This window comes from Streptomyces sp. NPDC051563 (genome assembly GCF_044454225.1).
Classification (GTDB): Bacteria; Actinomycetota; Actinomycetes; order Streptomycetales; family Streptomycetaceae; genus Streptomyces.
Window position 1 is genome coordinate 104,524 of the sequence record NZ_JBITDL010000005.1, and the last position, 17,392, is coordinate 121,915.

A 17,392-nucleotide genomic window follows, 5' to 3' on the forward strand; every position below is an offset into this window, starting at 1 on the left:
GGCGCCGCCGGTGAACCCGGCGGCGCCGCTTGTCGTTCAGGAGGAGTGCTGCGTCAGGATCGCCGGGTCCGAGAGGCCCGCCGCGCCGGTCTCCACCTTGCCGGCGAAGCGGCGCAGGAAGGCCGGGGAGCCGGATGCGGTGGCCGTCACGTCGTACCAGTGGCGGGTGTTCTTCAGGGAGACGGTGTGCCTGACGGTGGCGCCCTTGGGGACCTTGACGCGCTTCGGGCCGCCGCCGTAGGCGTTGGTGAGAGTCACCGTGGCGGTGGAGGGCCCGGCGTTCGTGAGGGTGAGGTCCAGGTTCCCGGTGGCCGCGTTGTGGCGGGCGGTGACCTCGGGGCCGGGAGTGGTGCCCGGGTTGCGGAAGCCGCGCAGGAAGCCGTTGGGGCCGTGCACGGTCAGGTCGGTGGCCCCGGCCGAGTAGGCCGTGTTCCAGGTGTCCGCGATCGACTTGCCCGCCTCGGCGGTGTAGGTCCAGGGGGCGTCGGTGCGGTTGCCGGAGGTGACGTAGAACTGCGCGCCCAGCTCCGGGCCGCCGCTGAACGTCAGCCGGAACCTGCCCTCGGAGACCAGCGCGGCGCCGTCCACGTACGGGGCGTACTTGAGCGCGCGCGTGCGGCGCAGGCCCTTCTCCTGGCGCGGCATGGAACCGCGGGGCGGCGGGGTGGCCCGGAAGTCGGGGTGGCGTTCGCGGTCCGGCGGGGACCAGCCGTCGGTGTCGGGCAGCGGGGCCGGGGCGGTGTGCCTGCGGGTGAAGTCGAAGGCGGAGGTCAGGTCGCCGCAGACGGCGCGGCGCCAGGGCGAGATGTTGGGCTCGTGGACGCCGAAGCGCTGCTCCATGAAGCGGATGACCGAGGTGTGGTCGAAGGTCTCGGAGCAGGCGTAGCCGCCGGTGCTCCAGGGGGAGACGACGAGCATCGGCACGCGCGGGCCCAGGCCGTAGGGTCCGGCCACGTACCCGGCCTTGCCGGGGAACACGTCCAGGGCGGTGGGCGTGGTCGACAGGCCCTGCGCGGGACTCGCGGGGGCGTAGGGCGGGACGACGTGGTCGAAGAACCCGTCGTTCTCGTCGTAGGTGATGAACAGGGCGGTCTTCGCCCATACGTCGGGGTCGGCGGTGAGCGCGTCCAGGACCTGGGAGATGTACCAGGCGCCGTAATTCGAGGGCCAGTTGGAGTGCTCGCTGAAGGCCTCGGGGGCGGCGATCCAGGAGATCTGGGGGAGGGCGCCGTTCACCACGTCCGAGCGCAGCTTGTCGAAGTAGCCTTCGCCCGCCTTGGCGTTGGTGCCCGTACGGGCCTTCTCGTGGAGGGCGCTGCCGGGCTGGGCGTTGCGGTAACTGTTGAAGTACAGCAGCGAGTTGTCGCCGTAGTTGCCGCGGTAGGCGTCCTCGATCCAGCCCCAGGATCCCTCGGCGTCGAGGCCGTCACCGACGTCCTGGTAGACCTTCCAGGAGACTCCGGCGGCCTCCAGGCGCTCCGGGTAGGTGGTCCAGCCGTAGCCGACCTCGGCGTTGTTGAGGACCGGGCCGCCGCCCTGTCCGTCGTTGCCGGTGTGGCCCGACCAGAGGTAGTAGCGGTTGGGGTCGGTGGAGCCGATGAAGGAGCAGTGGTATGCGTCGCAGATGGTGAAGGCGTCCGCGAGGGCGTAGTGGAAGGGGATGTCCTCGCGGGTCAGGTGGGCCATCGTGGTGGCCGTCTTGGCGGGCACCCAGTTGTCGTACCTGCCCTTGTTGAAGGCGCTCTGGCCGCCCGCCCAGTCGTGGTTGAGGCCCTGGAGGAACTCCATTCCGAGGTCCTCGGACGGCGGCCGGAAGGGCAGCGTCTCCTTCGTGCCGTCGGACTGGTGCCAGACGGACTTGCCGCTGGGCAGGGTCACGGGGCGCGGATCGCCGAAGCCGCGGACACCGCGCAGGGCGCCGAAGTAGTGGTCGAAGGAACGGTTCTCCTGCATGAGGACGACGATGTGCTCGACGTCCGCTATGGAGCCGGTGGTCCCCTGCGCGGGGATGGCGGCGGCGCGGGCGATGCTCTCGCCCAGCATCGTCAGGGCCGTGGTGCCGCCCGCGAGCTGCAGGAAACGCCGGCGATTGAGTTCTGCCATGGCGGGAACGACCTCCACGTCGAGGGGTGACTGAGTACCCCAGCACAGCGCGTCCGGGGTTCCGGTAAGGGAGCCTGGCGTGACGCCGGCGGGTACACCAGGCGAACGGCGGCCGGTTTCCGTGCGCGCTCGGCCGGATCTGGACCATCGGGAGAAAAGCCGTGGACCGCGCGGGCGCCCGTGCGGGACACTCCGCTTTCTGACCTGACGGTCCGAGAAGGCAGGGTTGGGATGGGATCGCCCGAATCACACGAAAGTTCACCGAACGAGAGTCCGCCGCGCAGGAGTCCGGTACTCCTCGCGCTCCGCTACTACGGGCGGGAGCTGCTGCGCCTGCGCCGGCTGACGGCGCCCGCGATGCTGCTCCCGGCACTGGGCAACATCGGCCTCCACTACGTCGCACCGCTGGTCGTCGCGAAGCTCGTCGGCCGGATCGCGGGCGGAGGAGAAGCCGCCGAGGGGGCCGGTGGCGGCCTCGGCTGGGCGATGCCCTACGTCTTCGGCTTCGCCGGAGTCCTGCTGCTGTCGGAGGCGTTCTGGCGCATCGGGCTGCACTGCCTGAACCGCGTCGACGCCTGCGGCATCGAGCAGCTGTACGTCACCGGCATGGACGAACTCTTCGCCAAGGACGCCGCGTTCTTCCACGACAACTTCGCCGGATCCCTCACGAAGCGGGTCCTGAGCTTCGCCTCCCGCTTCGAGGAGTTCGTCGACACGCTGACGTTCTCGGTCATGGGCAGCTTCGTGCCCCTGCTGTTCGCCTCGGTGGTGCTCTGGCAGTACGACCCGCTCCTCGTCGTCGGGCTGCTGGTGATGATCGCGGTCACGGGGCTGTGCGTGGTGCCCCTGATCCGCCGCCGCCAAGTGCTCGTCGCCCGGCGGGAGGAGGCGATCGCCCGGGTGTCCGGCCACGTGGCCGACAGCCTGATGAACATGGACACGGTCCGCGCGTTCGCCGCCGAATCGCGCGAGGCCGCCGAACACCGCACCCGCGTCGCGGAGTCGAGGCGGCTCACCTTGCGCTCGTGGGACTACGGCAACCTGCGCATCGACACGTTGGTCGCCCCCCTGTCGGTGGCGACCAACGTGCTGGGGCTGCTGCTCGCCATCGTGCTCGGCGGGGGAGCGCACGGGGTGGAGGCGGTCATCGTCGCCTTCACCTACTACGCCGGGGCGACGCGGATCATGTTCGAGTTCAACCAGATCTACCGCCGCCTGGAGAGCTCGATGACGGAGGCGGCGCAGTTCACCGAACTGCTGCTGACACCGCCGACCGTGCTCGACCCGGTGGACCCGGAACCGCTGCGCAGCCCGCCGGTCGCCGACGTCCGCTTCGACCGGGTGTTCTTCGGCCACGAGGGTGGGAAGCCGCTCTTCGAGGGCCTGGAGCTGGCCGTGCCCGCGGGGTCGAAGCTGGGTCTCGTCGGCCGCTCCGGAGGGGGCAAGACCACGCTCACCCGGCTGCTGCTGCGGATGACGGACATCGACGCGGGCCGCATCCTGATCGGCGGGCAGGACATCAGCCGGCTGAGCCAGGCCGACCTGCGCAGCCTGATCGCCTACGTCCCCCAGGACCCGGCGATGTTCCACCGCACGCTGCGCGACAACATCGCCTTCGCCCGCCCGGAGGCCACCGAGGCGGAGATCCGGCGGGCGGCCGAGGCGGCGCACGTCACGGAGTTCGCCGACGGGCTGGCGGAGGGCTTCGACACCATGGTGGGCGAGCGCGGGGTGAAGCTGTCCGGCGGGCAGCGCCAACGGGTGGCCCTCGCCCGGGCCATCCTGCGCGACGCGCCGGTCCTGCTCCTCGACGAGGCGACCAGTGCCCTGGACTCCGAGAGCGAGATCCTGGTCCAGGACGCACTGTGGCGGCTGATGGCCGGGCGGACGGCGCTCGTGGTCGCGCACCGGCTGAGCACGGTCGCCACCATGGACCAGCTCGTGGTCCTGGACCACGGGCGGATCGTCGAGCAGGGCACCCACCACCAGCTGCTCGCCGCGGACGGCGCCTACGCGAAGCTGTGGCAGCACCAGTCGGGCGGGTTCATCGACGACACCGCGGCCCGGGCGGACCTGCACTGACCGTCGTGAGGTGCGGGAGCCGTCGTACCGGAGCCGGTGCGGCGGCGCCCGGTCAGGATTCGGCGGTCAGGATTCGGCGGTCAGGGCTCGGCCGTCAGGAGTCCGCCGTCAGGAGTCCGCCGTCAGGAGTCCGTCGTCAGGACTCCGGCGTGAGGGCGAGCTGCCGCTCGCGGTCCTGTCTGAGGAGCTGGGGGATGGCCTCGCTCGGCGCCACGCCCAGCTCCGCGGAGAGCAGCTCCCGATAGCCGCGGTAGCGGCGGTGGGCGTCGGCCACCTCGCCGACGAACAGGCACGACTGCACGGCGATCCGCCGGGGCCCCTCGCGCAGCGGGTCGGCCTGGGTCGCGGCGTCGGCCAGTTCGAGGACGGCTGCGTGCTGCCGGCGCTGGAGAAGCCTTTCGGCGAGCCGTTCCAGTGTCTGGACGCGCTGGACCTTCCACTTCTCCTGGAACGGTACGAGCCAGTCGTCGTCCCAGTCGTTCAGCAGCGGGTGCCGCAGTACGTTCCACGCCTGCGGCAGGTGGTCCTCTGCGGCCGCGGCCCCGCCCGCACCGGACATCGCCGCGATCAGCCTGGCCGCCGACCGGTAGTCCACCTCGACGTGGTCGGTGAGGGCGACGGTGGTGTGCGAGGCCCGCAACAGGCCGCCGGCAGTGGCCTGATTCAGCCGCCACAGGGTCTGGCGCAGCCGGGCACCCGCCCGGTCGGCCGGGGCGTCGGGCCAGAGCCGGGCCGCCAGGTCGCCGCGCCTGAGCGGGCGGTCACCGAGCACCAGGGCCGCGACGAGCCGTTGCTGGATGTCGCTGAGATCGGTCACCCGCTGGTCGGTGCGGCATACGAAGCCCGGCAACAGCGATATGTGCACGGTGCCTAAGCCGATGGGGTTCATCGCACCTCTCGGGTCGTCCGACGGGCCGCCGGCCGCCGGGTGGGCGCTCCATTGATCCCGATTTCCACGTCCGCTTCACATGGGCTTCACAACGGCTGTGGTATGAGCCTGAGGCAAGGTCCGGAGAGCGTCAACACCCGTGCGCGGCGCGTTCAGGCCGTCCCGGACCGCAGTCGCAAGGCGCCCGCCCGCGTTGCGTATGTCCCCTTCGTCGCTCCCGCACAACCCACATTCGTGGGGTTGTTTCACGGGTCCGCCGCGCGCAGTCTCGGTTGCGTCCCCGAGCGAACGCGACAGCGAAAGGTGGAAGCATGACCTTCAACGCCCTGGAGTCCCTGCGTGCGGCCGGCGTCATCGGCGGCACGATGGCGCCCGCTCTCGAAGAGTTCTACGCCAGCCTGACTCCCGAGGAGACCAAGGTCCTCATCTCGACGAAGACCCGCCTCGCGGCGATCCTGCCCGACGTGGTGGCGCACTCCCAGGACTGGACCTCCCCGGAGGCCACGAAGGAGGGCTTCGACGCCGCGATGCTCTGTGCGTGCGGCCTCTGGTCGGGATCGGGCCAGGCCGAGAACTGACCGTTCCACAGGCGGGGTCCGGCGGCCATTCGCGTCGGGCCGCGCCTGTGCCAGCCCAGAGAGGAGGCGGGATGCGCGGAAACCTGGTTCGGAACCTGTCGTTGTTCGAGGTGCCCAACGACCTGACGTACTTCGTGCACGGCGAGGACCACCTCGTGGTCAACCCGGAGGTGGCCGCCCGGTGCGTCCTGTCCGGACGTGAATTTCGGGTCCTCGAAGCCCTGGCGGCCGCCCGGGCCCGCGGGGAGCTGCCGGGGCTGGAGCAGAACGACGCGACGGAACGCGTCCTCGCGAAGCTGATCCTGAACTGGATCGTGTACTTCAACGGCAACAAGCCCAAGGTCAGGCTGAGCGAACCGCCCCTGGGCGTCGCGTACTACGCCATCACCGACGGCTGCAACCTCCGCTGTCCCTACTGTTACGCGTCCTCCGAGAAGTGCCTTCCGGGCGAGCTCGACACCGCCGAGTCCCTGGACCTGGTCTCGCAGATCGCCGACTTCGGCGCCGGGACCGTCATCTTCACCGGCGGCGAGCCGATGCTCCGCAAGGACCTGTTCCAGATCGTCGAGCACGCCAAGGACAGCGGCCTGAAGGTCAACATCATCACCAATGCGACGATGATCCGGACCGCGGAGAAGGCCCGGCGGTTCGCGGAGCTTTTCGACGCCGTCACCGTGAGCCTCGACGGAGGCACGGCCGAGACCCACGACCGCACGCGCGGCAAAGGTGCGTTCGCCAAGACCCACCGGGCGATCCAGCTGCTGAACGAGGCCGGGGTGGCGCCGGCCATCAACCACATCGTCACCTCGGACAACATCCACGAGCTGGAGGACTTCGCCTCCTTCCTCGACGGGATCGAGATCCACAGCGTCCGCCTGATGAACCACAACGACCTGGGCCGGGGCGCCGACGACGCCTACGACTTCGGGTGGCAGGACCACCTGGACGTACAGCAGCTCGTCTGGACCTCGCCGGTCGCGGGCAAGCTCAAGCCGGACGGCCCGAGGCCGGTCACCGCCTGCTCGGTCAAGGGAAACTGCGGCATGGGCGGGCACGAGATCTACGTCAACTCCCTCGGCGACGTCTATCCGTGCAAACTCGTCACGGGCAAGGGGGAGTTCGCCGGGAACATCAGGAAGCAGCGGCTGTCGGAGATCTTCGCCGGCCCGGTGCTGACCTCGATGCGCAGGAGCACCGTGTACGGCGGGGAGTTCCACGCCGACTGCGAGAAGTGCTACATCAAGGCGAACTGCGGCGGCGGCTGCCGGGCCGCGCACATGTCGGAGTCCGGGGACCTGCGGCGCAACAGCCGCCACCTGTGCCGGATCCTGCGGCACGGGGTCACCACGCAGCTGTGGCAGGAGACCGGGGTGACCCGGGCCGAACTGGCGCTGGACGGCGCCGAAATGACCGTCCCCCGGCTGGTTGCCACCGGGGAGGTGCACGAGGCCCACGAACAGTGGAAGACCTACGTCCGCCCGCCGGCGCCCGTGCCCGCGATCAAGGTGGGCGAACTGATTCCGATCATGCCGGTGAACAGGAGGCTGGGCGATGTCCCTGCGCATCAGTGACGCGGTGATCTGGCAGGAGAGCGGGGACGGCATCTCGCTCTACCACAGCGAGTCCGGAGACTTCCGCACCCTGAACGCGACGGCCGCCCAGATCTGGGCGCTCGTGGAGAGCGACGGGGACCGCGAGACGGTCATCAGGAACCTGTCCCTGCTGTTCGCGGGGCACAACCCGGTGATGACGGCCCGCATCCGCGCGGAAGTGGACGCCTTCATCAGCTCCATGATCGAGGCCGACCTCCTGGAGGAGACGGAACCCGCACCGCAGGACGGGCCGGAAGCCGCACCGCAGGCCACCCGGAGCGAGCCGGCCGCGCGGTCATGACCAGGGCCGTCGTCCTCGGCGGGGGCTTCGCGGGGGTGCTGGCGGCCACCGTGCTCGCCCGGCACGTCGACGAGGTCACCGTCGTCGAGGGCGGCCGCTACCCGGCCGGGCCGGGCGTCCGGCCGGGTCTGCCCCAGGCGTTCCACAGCCACGTGCTGGTGACCGCCGGCGCCGAGGCCCTGGACGCGCTGCTCCCCGGAACGCTGGAGGCGCTCCTCGCGCAGGGGGCGCACCGCCGGGGGCTGCCGGACGGGGCGCTGATCCTGAGCGCGGACGGCTGGTTCCGCCGCCACGACACCGGGGCCTTCATGGTCTCGTGCAGCCGCTGGCTGATGGACCACGTCATTCGGCAGCGGGCCCTGGCCGAGGGGACGGTCACCGTACGGGAGCGCACCCGCGTCCTGGGACTCGCAGGGGACGCGGCGCGCGTGACCGGTGTCCTGGTCGCGGGTGAGGACGGCTCCGGCGAGACCCTCCGCGCCGACCTCGTGGTGGACGCGACCGGCCGTCGTTCACGGGCCGGACGGTGGCTGACCGCGATCGGCGGACCCGCGGTCGAGGAGGAGGCGGTCGATCCGGGGCTGGCGTACTCCACCCGGATCTACCGGGCGCCCCCCGGCCTCGCCGCCGACCTCCCGGCGATCATGCTGCATCCGAGGCCTTCGAACGGCCTTCCTGGGTACGGGGCGACGCTGTTCCCCATCGAGGGCGGCCGGTGGATCTTCACCCTGACCGGCACCCGCGTCGCCCGGCCGCCGGTGGACGAGCCGGGATTCACGGACTGCGCGCGCTCGCTGCGCTCGCCGCTCGCGGCTGAGCTGCTGGCCGCGGCCGAACCCCTTGGCGGCGTAAGGCCGTTCAGGACCACCGCGAACCGCCGCAGGTACTTCGAGCGACTGCCCCTGCCCGAGGGATTCCTCGTCATCGGGGACGCGCTGACGGCGGTGAACCCGGTCTACTCGCACGGGATGTCCGTCGCGCTGCTCGGCGCCCTGCGGCTGGACCGGGAGCTGGCGGAGCGCGGCGCCCGGCCCTCCGTGCTGCCCGCGGTCCAGGCCGCGGTGGCCGAAGTGGCCGCCGAATCCTGGCGCATGGCGACCGAACAGGACCGGGTACGGGCCCTCGCGGAGGGCCATGCATCCGCGGAGGACTCCGCACGCCCCGAAGGCGTCGCCCCTGCCGAAGGCATCGCCGCCGCCGCGGGTACCACGTCCGCCCGGGGCCCCGGATCCGCCTCCGGGCAGCGCATGCGGGCCCTGGTCTCCCAAGCGGTGCTCAGCAGCCCGGTGTTGATGACCCGGCTGTTCCGGGCCCAGACCCTGGTCCCGTCCCGGGCGGCCTTGCCCGGTCCCTCCGCCGGCCTCTCCGCAGCCCCTCCGCTCGACACCGACGAGGCGGTCGCACAGTTCCCCGGGCTCCGCGACTGGTGGTTCTCGGAACGCGGCCCCCGACCACCCGCTCCGGGAAGGGAACCGTAACCGTGACCACCGAAGCCGTACCGCTGATCCCGCACTCCGTCCTCTTCGGCAACCCCACCCACCTCGTCCCCGAGATCTCCCCCGACGGCACCCGCCTCGTCTACCTGGCCCCGGACGACGGCGTGCTGAACGTGTGGACGGCGCCCGTGGACCGGCCCGAGGACGCGAGGCCCGTCACGCACGACCGGGGCCGCGGCATCCGCACGTACGGCCTGTGCCACGACGACCGGACCCTCTTCTACCTGCGCGACCGCGACGGCGACGAGAGCTGGCGGATCCACCTCGTCGACCTGGTCACCGGCCGGGAGCGCTGCGCCACGCCCTTCGACGGCGTCCAGGCACGGGTGCTGGCGCACAACCGGTGGCACCCGACGACCCTGCTGATCGGGCTGAACAAGGACCGGCCCGGGCTGCACGACGTCTACGCCCTCGACCTGCGGACGGACCGGCTCACGAAGGTCGCGGAGAATCCCGGATACCTGAGCTGGATCGTCGACACCGACCTGCGGGTGCGCGGCGGCACGGTCATGAAACCCGACGGCGGCCTGTCCGTACACCTCGACCCGTCGGACGGACAGCACGGACAGGACGGACAGGAGGGACCGGAGGGCCCGCACGGCGCCCCGCACCCGCCCTGGCTCGACGTGCCCTACGAGGACGCCATGGGGACGCGGGTCATCGGTTTCTCGCGCGACGGCGCCACCTGCCACCTCCTGTCCTCCATCGGAGCCAACGCGAGCCGCCTGCTCGCCGTCGACCTCGCGACCGGGCGGCGGACGCTGCTCGCCGAGGACCCGGTGTACGACGTCAAACAGGTCGAGTTCGACCCGGTGAGCCGCCTGCCGCAAGCAGTGCTCTTCGCGAAGGACCGCGACGAATGGGTCTTCCTCGACGGGGAGTTCGCCAAGGACCTCGACCGGATCCGCGGCGAGCTCGCGCTCCTGTCGGTCGACGGCGAGATCTACGTGGACCGCACCGACCGCGCCGAACGGCTCTGGACCGTCTCGGTGGTGACCGGGGCCGGCCCCGTCCTCTACTACGTCTACGACCGGCCGGCCGGCACGCTGCGCCACCTCTTCAGCCACCAGCGGGAGCTGGAGGCGTACACGCTGGCCAGGATGGAGCCCTTCGCGTTCCCCGCACGCGACGGGATCACCGTCCACGGCTACGTCACCTGGCCGCCCGGCGCCGAACGCACCGGCCTGCCCGCGGTGGTGAACGTGCACGGCGGACCCTGGGCCCGGCACACCTTCGCGTTCGACGAGGAGGCCCAGCTCCTGGCCAACCGCGGCTACGCCTGCATCCAGGTCAACTTCCGCGGTTCCACGGGCTACGGCAAGGAGTTCCGCAACCTGGGCGCCAAACAGTGGGGCGCCGCGATGCAGACCGACCTGCTCGACGCGGTCGCCCACCTCGTCGCGGGCGGCGGGATCGACCCCGCACGGATCGCCATCATGGGCTGCTCGTACGGGGGTTACGCGGCTCTGGTCGGCGCGGCCTTCACCCCGGAGGTGTTCACGTGCGCGATCGACCTCTGCGGTCCGTCGAACCTGCTGACCCTGCTGGCGGCCGGGGCGCCCTACCGCACCGCGCTGCGCTCCTTCATGCACGCCCAGGTCGGGGATCCGCAGACGGAGCGCGCCATGCTGTGGGAACGCTCCCCGCTGTCGCGGGTCGACGCGATCCGCATCCCCGTCCTCGTCGTCCAGGGCGCCAACGACGTCCGCGTGCCGCAGGCGGAGGCCGAGCAGATCGTCGCGGCCCTGGCTGCCAAGGAACTGCCGCACGAGTACCTGCTGTTCCCCGACGAGGGCCACGGTCTGGCCCGTCCCGCCAACCGGCAGGCCTACTACGCCGCGGTCGAGCGGTTCCTCGCGGCGCACCTGGGCTGAATCGGGACCCGGACCGGCATCAGGCCAACGCGGCCCGCACCAGGTTCGGCAGGTGCAGGCGGGTCTCGGCCTCCTCGTGCGCGGCCCGGACGAACCCGCCGCCCGTCAGCGCGCCCAGTGCCGCCATCACCCGGTTCAGCGGCAGGCACAGGGCCTCGGCGGCCTCGCACACGGTCAACGCCGCTTCGAAGCGGGCCAGTTCCCCGAGAAGGGTGCGCGGTGCTGGTTCCAGCCGCTCGACCCCGGACCGGATCGGGCAGCCGATGGTCCGGGGAACACCGGCGGGCCGGGCGGCCGCCGGCAGTTCGAGCAGCTGGGCGGCGGGCATGTCCGCGAGCCGGCGCAGGCTCAGCACCCCGCACCCCGCCGCCGCCGCTTCCAGTGCGGCCGGCAGGCCGTCCAGGGTCCGGCACAGCCGCACGGCGGCAGCCGCGTCCCCCCGGCCGAGCACGAATCCCGGCCGGATCTCCGCGAGCCGGTCCACGAGCAGCCGCACCGACGGCACGGCGGCCAGGACGTCCAGCGACCCGGCCGCCTCCCACTCCGGTCCGGGGACGGTCAGCGGCGCGAGCACCGTGCCCTGGACGCCGGCCGCGTTCCACGGGGCCCGTGACGTACTGATCACCCGGATGCCCGGACAGTAGGCCAGCAGCTCCTCCACGCCGACCGGATCCCGGGCGTCGGCGACCCCGTCGAGCACGATCAGCACCTCGTGCCGGCCGATGAGCCGGCAGACCGCGGCCACGTCCTGCGCACCCGATTCGACGAGCCGGCGCAAGGACCGCAGCAGGGGGCCGAAGGCCGTCCCGTGCCCGTCGAGGGCCGCCGCTCCCGATCCGATCCACAGCACCGGCCAGCCGCGCCGGGAGCTCAGCCGCGCCGCCGTCTCCGCGGCCACCCGCGACTTCCCCACGCCCGCGAGCCCCGAGAGGGAGATCATCCGGCGGTGATCCGACTCCAGGGCGCCCGCCATCGCCCGGACCTCGACCTCCCGCCCGAGAAGGGCGTTGACGGACCGGGGCACCGCCAGACAGGGATCGGCTCCGGCCGGAGCCGGCCCCGCGCTGCCCAGCCCCGCGGTCACGAAGAGCTCCCGGGCCAGGCCCTCCAGCCCCAGGGCGTCGGCGAGCAGCCGGACGGTCTGCATCCGCGCGTTCACCCGGCCCGATTCCAGGGCGCGGATCGTCCTCGGGCTGATCGTCGACAGATCGGCCAGCGTCCGCTGGGTCAGCCCGGCCTGCACCCGCTTGAAGCGGAGCAGCTCGGGAAACGACGGAGCCTGGGCCTCGGCAGGGTGGACCATAGGCCAGGAGGGTAGGAGGGGCCCGTTCCGTACGCGTCTCCGCCGCGTCTGCGATCCGTCTGCGATCCGTCTGCGGCGCGTCTGTGCGCCGTCTGCGGTCCGTCTCCGTCGGCCGTCAGACCACCTTCGAACCGGGGTGCGCACCCCGGTCCAGCAGGTCCAGCGTGAGGGTCAGCAGCGAGACGGCCAGGGGGTCGGAGGCGTCCATGACCGCGTGCTGGGACAGCCGGGCCAGCAGCTCGCCCATGCGCGGCGAGGCCTCCGCGGCCTGTTCGCTGCGCCGCAGCAGCGCGAGGCTCAGCGCGGCCTGCGTGGCGAGCAGCCCCAGCAGTTCGATGTCGTCGAGCTCCCGGCCGGGAGCGTGCCCGTCGTGGACGTGGCGGTCCAGTACCTCGATCACCCCGATGCACTCCCCGTCCGCGATGAGCGGGGCGGCCATGATGCTCGCGGGCACGTACCCGGTGGAGGCCGCGGCGTCGCGGGCGAACCGGTCGGTCGCGCCGACGTCGTCCGTGATCAGCGGCTGCCCGCTGGCCGCCACCCAGCCGGCGATGCCCGTACCGGGCTCGAACCTCCTTCCCACCAGGCCCTGTTCGCCCTCGCCGGCCACCGCCGCGAAGATCAGCTCGCCGGTGTCGGGGCTCACCATGAACACCGAGGACGCGGCGGCCCCGTAGATGTACCGGGCCACCGTGACGACGGACTGCAGGAGCCGGCGTTCGGTGGCCATCAGATCGTGCGGCCAGGGTTTCATTCCCCGCCTCCTTCTCCTCGGACGTTCGCGGCGCAGTGGTACAGGACGCTCTTGAGCTGGAACGGGGTGAGCCAGGGGTGCTTGCTCAGGACGAGCGCCGCGATCCCCGCCATGTGCGGCGCCGCGAAGCTGTTGCCCGTGTTGCGGACCGTGCCGCCGCCCAGGCTCGCCACCGGCACGCGCACCCCGCGGGCGCGGAACTCGACCGGGGGAGCGGCGTTGTAGTAGAAGCGCATGCCGTCCGGCTCGGCATGACTGGCGACGGAGATCACCGAGGCGAAGTTCCAGGGGAAGCTCTCGATGGGCAGGTTGTGCGCCGCCGCCACCACCGCGGTCCGGCGGAAGTAGGCGCGGTCGCACAACTCGCCCAGCCGGTCCCGGAATTCGACCCTGGTCGTCGACAGGCTCATGCTGACCACGTCGAACCCCTCCTCGATGGCGAAGGCGAGCCCGGCGATCAGCGCGGAGGCGCTGCCGGCCCTCCCGTCACCGAGCACCTTGAGCGAACTGAGCGACACCCGGGGCGCGAGGGAGCGGATGATCCCCGCGCACGCGGTCCCGTGCCCGGCGCTGTCCAGCGGCTCGCACTCCTCGACGCGCGGAGCCCGGCCCTCGGTGCTCACCACCTGCCAGGCCCGCTCCACAGGGCCGACCAGTGGATGCCCCGCCTGGACCCCGCTGTCGAGCACGCAGACCCGTACGCCCTCTCCGTCGGCCCCCTCCCACGCCCAGCGCGGACCGATCCCCTGGAACAGGGCCGTCGGCAGGGGCTCGCCGGGGTCCCCGCCCGCCGGCATGCTCCACGCGGGCATCCCCGACGCGTGCGGCCGCCGCTCGCGCCGCCAGGGCGCACCGTTCACCTCCATGCCCGTACCGCCTCCAGCGGTTTCGCCGCGCCGACGGCCGCATAGCTGTCGGCGGCCCGCCCGGCCATCGCACGGGCCTCGGCCTCCTCGCCCAGGCACCGGTGGGCCCGGGCCAGATCGAAACAGACCTCGCCGCGCAGACACGGGTCGTCCAGGTCCCGGAGCAGCCGCAGCACCTCGGCGCGCAGCACGTCGGCCCGCATCGGCTCGGCAGGCGCCGGCTCGGTATCCATCCGCGCGGCATGCATCGGTTCGGCGCGGCCCCGCTCCGCGGCGCCCAGTACGGCGGCCGTCAGGCACAGGATCCGCCCCCGCACGTCCATCTCCTCGCGCCGCGCCAGCAGTTCGGCGATCCGCCGGGCCGCCTCGTCCGGCCGGTCCCGGCGGGCGCACTCGCGGGCCGCCTGCACCCGCATGGTCAGCGCGACCGGTACGTAGCCGGCCTGTTCGAGAGCGTCCGCCGCGCGGCAAAAGCGCCGCTCCGCCTCCGCGTGTTCCCCCTCCAACGAGGCTGCGAGCGCCGCCACTTGATCGACCAGGACCCGCCCCATGGTCAGCCGGAGCTGCAGCACGACGGACTCGGCCTCGGTCAGCGCCGAACGCGCACCGGACCGGTCCCCGGTCAGCGCCAGGCAGCGCGCGCGGGCGGCCAGCGCGGGCAGCGCCAGGAACCGGTCGGCCGCGAACCGCTCCAGGAGCTCCGCGCACCCCGCGAGCTTCTGCGCCATCGGACTCGGCGACCACTGCCGGATCTCGCACAGGGCCACCAGCAGGCGGTCCTCCTCGTACGCGTCAGCGGCGTCCCGGGCGTGGCCGAGCGCGGCGACGGCCGCCTCCTCGGCCGCCCCGAACCGGCCGCGGTCCAGGTGGATCAGCATCAGCAGCTGCTCGAACCGGCACCGGGCGGACCGGTCGGGCTCCTCGCCGTCGAGCGCGGCCCGCAGCCCCGCCACATCGGCCTCCGCCACCTTGCCGAGCCGGGCCGCCAGCAGGTGCCGCTGCACCCGGACCAGGGCGGGGGCCGGACCGGAGCCGGTGGCGGGCCACTCGCCCTCCGCCACCACCTCCAGCGCACCCCGGGTGTCCCCGGAGAGCATGAGCGCATCGCTCAGCCGGACGGCCGCGACCGACCGGCACCGGCCCGGCCCGCCCCGCGCCAGGACGAGCGCCCGTCCGAGCAGTCCGATCGCCGTGGGCACGTCACGCTGCCGCAGCGCCAGGGTGCCCTCTCCGAGCAGCGCCCCGGCCGCCTCCCGCGCCAGTTCCGCCAGTCCCGCATCGTCCGGGCGCAGCCCCGCGAGGAGCCGGGCCGCGGCTTCGAGGTGGAAGCCCGGACTGAAACCGTGCCCGGCCAGCCGCCGGTGCCAGGCGACTCGCTGCTCCTTCTCCAGCCTGCCGTACGCCACTTCGTGCACCGGCTGCTGGACGAAGCAGTAGCCCCCCGCCTCCTGCGCGGACCGGAACAGCCGCAGGCCGACGAGCTCCGCCACCGCATCCTGCGGAGCGGGCTCGCCCAGCAGCGCGAGCTGCTCCAGGGTGAACGAGGGGCCGATCACGGAGGCCGCGCCCAGCAGCCGGCGGCCCGGCGCGGGCAGCCGGTCGATCATCGCCCCCACCATGGCCGTGATGCTCGGCGGTACCTCGTCGACGGTCCGGCCGTTCCGCAGCCAGTCCATCATCAGCCGGATGTACAGCGGATTGCCCGCGCCGTAGACGGCGACCCGGTCGACCTGCTCGGCCAGATCGAGCCCGTGCGGTTCCACCTCGGCGCCGCTCCCGGCGGCGGCCAGCGAGACCGCCAGGCGCGCACCGTCGGCCGGGACCAGCGCCCCGACCTCGATCACGTCCGCTTCCCGGGTCCCGTCCGCCCCCGGAGCCCAGGGCCCCTCCCGGCCCGCGAGCTCCGCCCTGGACACGCAGACCATCAGGAGCGGAAGGTCCCGCAGGCCGTCCATCAGCTCGCCGATCAGCCGCAGGAGTGACTGCCCGGCCCACGCGAGGTCGTCCCACACCACGACGAGCGGGCCGCCGGCGGCCGCGGCGGTGAGCAGCTCGCGGGCCGCCCAGGACACCTCCTCCACGCCCGGGCCCGGAACCGTACCGGCCCGCCGGGGGAGCGAGGCCTCGCGCAGCGCCGCGAGAACGCCGGCGATCCGCTCGTCCGACCGCAGCAGCTCGGCGCAGGACGGGACCCGCCGGGCCAGCGCGTCGAGCATGTCGACGAGCGCCCCGTAGTTGCCGGCCGTCCCGTAGGCCTGGCAGCTGCCGAACACCGCGACGGGACGCGCCCCCGCCGCGACGAGGTCGTCCACGGCCTCCCGGACCAGGCGGGTCTTGCCGATCCCGGGCGGTCCGAGCACGGTCACCAGTTCCGCGCGTCGCTCCCGGGCCACCCGGTGGTAGATCCCGCGCAGCCGGTGGCGTTCGGCGGCGCGGTCCACCATGAGGCAGTCCGCGCCGTCCGCGCCGTCCGCGCCGGCCGCCGCCTCACCGGTGACCAGGAGGACGGGCACCGGCTCGGCCTTGCCCTTCAGGGTCACCGGCGGCACCGGGACCATGGTGTAGTGCGGACGCGCCAGGTGCGCCACGGTCTCGTTCACGATGATCTCCCCGGCGACCGCCAGCGCCTGGAGGCGTGCGGCCAGGTTCACCACGTCGCCGACGACCCGGATGCCGGCCCGGGCCGAACGAGTCACCAGCGCCTCGCCGGCCGCGATCCCGCAGTGGACCTCGACCGGGGCGGCACCGGTGGCGGGCGTGCGCAGGTCACGCACCTCCGCGCGGATCCGCGCGGCGGCGCGCAGCGCCCGCGGAGCATCGTCCTCCTGGGAGGTGTCGGCCCCGAAGACCGCCATCACGGCGTCGCCGATGAACTTCTCCACGACCCCGCCGTGCTCCTCCACCGCGTCCGAGCAGATCTCGTAGTACTCGTCGAGCAGCCGCTGCAGCGGCTCCGGGTCCACGCGCTCGGCGAGCCGGGTCCACCCGACCAGATCGAGGAAGAGGACGACCACCAGTCTGCGGCTCATGCGTGCTCAGAGCAGCTTCAGGTCGTGCGCCCACACCTCGGCATCCGCACCGGAATCCGCCTCGACCAGCCGCAGCTGCACCGATACGACGACCGACGTCTCCTCCTCGGTCAGGCCCGCCAGCACCTCGCGCTGAGCGGTGCTCAGCTGGTCGACCGGAAGTCCGGCCTCGCGCAGAGCGATCAGAGGGTCGAACACGTCACCCACCCCTTTCACGGGGCCGCACGGCGGCGGCCAGACATCGATCGGCAGCAGCCGGTGGACGTAGCAGTAGGCCACCAGCTCCGCCCTGTTCCGGCAGTTGAACCGGTCGAGCAGCACACTGATCTCCTCGCCCACCGTGTGCCTGCTCAGGCACAGCGCACGGGCCACGCGGTCGGTCGTGTGACCCCGCGCCACCAGGGCCACGAGCACCAGGCCCCGGCTGGAGATCTCGGCACCCCGTATCGCCGTCACCGGCGCGGGCTCCTCACGGCGGACTCCTCACGACACGACGGACTCCTCACGACGCACTCCTCACGCTCT

At 72.6% G+C, this 17,392-nt stretch carries 13 protein-coding genes; 6 read left to right on the forward strand and 7 right to left on the reverse strand.

Annotated features, from left to right (window positions below):
- Window positions 1-36 precede the first annotated feature (36 nt).
- Entirely contained in the window at window positions 37-2,103 is a 2,067-nt protein-coding gene (locus ACIA8F_RS08220) for a phosphocholine-specific phospholipase C (protein WP_399377444.1), read from the reverse strand.
- Between the two features lie 231 nt (window positions 2,104-2,334).
- Here ACIA8F_RS08220 and ACIA8F_RS08225 point away from each other — a divergent pair, with 231 nt between their 5' ends.
- Complete coding sequence (locus ACIA8F_RS08225) at window positions 2,335-4,185, forward strand: ABC transporter ATP-binding protein (protein WP_399377445.1); 1,851 nt, start codon at window positions 2,335-2,337, stop codon at window positions 4,183-4,185.
- A 136-nt stretch (window positions 4,186-4,321) separates the two neighbouring features.
- Here the strand turns inward: ACIA8F_RS08225 and ACIA8F_RS08230 are convergent, their stop codons facing one another.
- Window positions 4,322-5,002, reverse strand: a complete 681-nt coding sequence (locus tag ACIA8F_RS08230) for a BTAD domain-containing putative transcriptional regulator (protein ID WP_399377446.1) — start codon at window positions 5,000-5,002, stop codon at window positions 4,322-4,324.
- Between the two features lie 383 nt (window positions 5,003-5,385).
- On the opposite strand from ACIA8F_RS08230, the gene ACIA8F_RS08235 reads away from it, so the two are divergent.
- From ACIA8F_RS08235 to ACIA8F_RS08255, 5 genes are all read left to right on the forward strand, one after another.
- Complete coding sequence (locus tag ACIA8F_RS08235) at window positions 5,386-5,652, forward strand: StsA-related sactipeptide RiPP (RefSeq protein ID WP_250741964.1); 267 nt, start codon at window positions 5,386-5,388, stop codon at window positions 5,650-5,652.
- 71 nt (window positions 5,653-5,723) lie between these two features.
- On the forward strand, window positions 5,724-7,223 hold the full coding sequence (gene stsB / locus ACIA8F_RS08240; protein ID WP_399377447.1) for a StsB family radical SAM/SPASM domain sactipeptide maturase: 1,500 nt from the start codon (window positions 5,724-5,726) through the stop codon (window positions 7,221-7,223).
- Entirely contained in the window at window positions 7,204-7,545 is a 342-nt protein-coding gene (locus ACIA8F_RS08245) for a PqqD family protein (protein WP_399377448.1), read from the forward strand. Before stsB ends, ACIA8F_RS08245 begins: the two co-directional genes overlap by 20 nt.
- Window positions 7,542-9,023, forward strand: coding sequence for an NAD(P)/FAD-dependent oxidoreductase (locus tag ACIA8F_RS08250; RefSeq protein ID WP_399377449.1), 1,482 nt, complete (start codon window positions 7,542-7,544; stop codon window positions 9,021-9,023). The genes ACIA8F_RS08245 and ACIA8F_RS08250 overlap by 4 nt, the downstream gene beginning before the upstream one ends.
- A 2-nt stretch (window positions 9,024-9,025) precedes the next feature.
- The gene (locus ACIA8F_RS08255; RefSeq protein ID WP_399377450.1) at window positions 9,026-10,915 is read left to right on the forward strand and encodes a S9 family peptidase; all 1,890 of its coding nucleotides are present in this window, start codon (window positions 9,026-9,028) and stop codon (window positions 10,913-10,915) included.
- Between the two features lie 19 nt (window positions 10,916-10,934).
- On the opposite strand, the gene ACIA8F_RS08260 is transcribed toward ACIA8F_RS08255, so the two are convergent.
- The 5 genes from ACIA8F_RS08260 to ACIA8F_RS08280 form a co-directional block, all read right to left on the reverse strand.
- Window positions 10,935-12,218 (reverse strand): helix-turn-helix domain-containing protein, encoded by a 1,284-nt coding sequence (locus ACIA8F_RS08260; protein WP_399377451.1) that lies wholly within the window; start codon window positions 12,216-12,218, stop codon window positions 10,935-10,937.
- A 115-nt stretch (window positions 12,219-12,333) separates the two neighbouring features.
- Window positions 12,334-12,972: a GAF domain-containing protein gene (locus tag ACIA8F_RS08265; RefSeq protein WP_399377452.1), complete on the reverse strand. Its 639-nt coding sequence runs from the start codon at window positions 12,970-12,972 to the stop codon at window positions 12,334-12,336.
- On the reverse strand, window positions 12,969-13,838 hold the full coding sequence (locus tag ACIA8F_RS08270) for a S8 family serine peptidase (RefSeq protein WP_399377453.1): 870 nt from the start codon (window positions 13,836-13,838) through the stop codon (window positions 12,969-12,971). The genes ACIA8F_RS08265 and ACIA8F_RS08270 overlap by 4 nt, the downstream gene beginning before the upstream one ends.
- Window positions 13,829-16,867 carry an AAA family ATPase gene (locus ACIA8F_RS08275; protein ID WP_399377454.1) on the reverse strand — a complete coding sequence of 1,013 codons (3,039 nt, stop codon included), beginning with the start codon at window positions 16,865-16,867 and terminating at the stop codon, window positions 13,829-13,831. The genes ACIA8F_RS08270 and ACIA8F_RS08275 overlap by 10 nt, the downstream gene beginning before the upstream one ends.
- Before the next feature lie 6 nt (window positions 16,868-16,873).
- Window positions 16,874-17,323, reverse strand: a complete 450-nt coding sequence (locus ACIA8F_RS08280) for an aroma-sacti cluster domain-containing protein (RefSeq protein WP_399377455.1) — start codon at window positions 17,321-17,323, stop codon at window positions 16,874-16,876.
- Window positions 17,324-17,392 lie beyond the last annotated feature (69 nt).